A 702-nucleotide genomic window follows, 5' to 3' on the forward strand; every position below is an offset into this window, starting at 1 on the left:
ATGAATTACAACGAATTTCAAGAAACATTACTCAAAGAACTGGAAAGCAGGCTTGATTCCCATATCAGCCTGAATCCTATCACAACGACTAAGAACAATAACACCCTGAAGCATGGAATTGAATTTTACAATGATACATCCAATATAAGCCCTGTTTTGTATCTGGACGAATGGTATGAATTCTATCTGACCGGAAAATCTCTTTCACTGATTGCAGAAGATATTGTTGAGCTGTATCACCAGGCGGCAGATGTTTCCTTTACGGACACAGAAATGCTACTCAATTATGAAAAACTTCAAGAAAAGCTCCTCTACAAATTAGTCAATTTCAAGTCAAATCAGTCGCTACTAAAAGATGTACCGCATATTCCTTATTTGGATCTGGCAATTGTCTTTTATGTACTTTTGGACTGTAAGGATAGTAGAATGGCAACGGTTCTGATTCGAAATGAACATCTAAAGACCTGGGGAAAAGATCTAAATACCATCTTCTCAGATGCAAGAAAAAACACTCCTCGTGTCTTTCCTGCTGAACTCACACCTATGTCTGATTTTCTGCAAAATGCTTTTCCTAGCTCAAATGAGTTTATAGATTCAGACAGAGATTGTGTCATGAAATCAGAATTGTTCATACTCTCTAATGCTATAAGACAACACGGTGCTATCTGTACACTGTATGATGATCTCATGAATCAAATCGGG

The 702-nt window shown here is 37.3% G+C and carries 1 protein-coding gene; it reads left to right on the top strand.

What is annotated here, in order from left to right; translation table 11 throughout:
* On the top strand, window positions 1-702 hold a 702-nt coding region (locus JQM82_RS15950; protein WP_235251402.1), incomplete at both ends, for a DUF5688 family protein.

Source organism: Faecalicatena contorta (assembly GCF_021531995.1).
Lineage (GTDB): Bacteria > Bacillota > Clostridia > Lachnospirales > Lachnospiraceae > Dorea_A > Dorea_A contorta_A.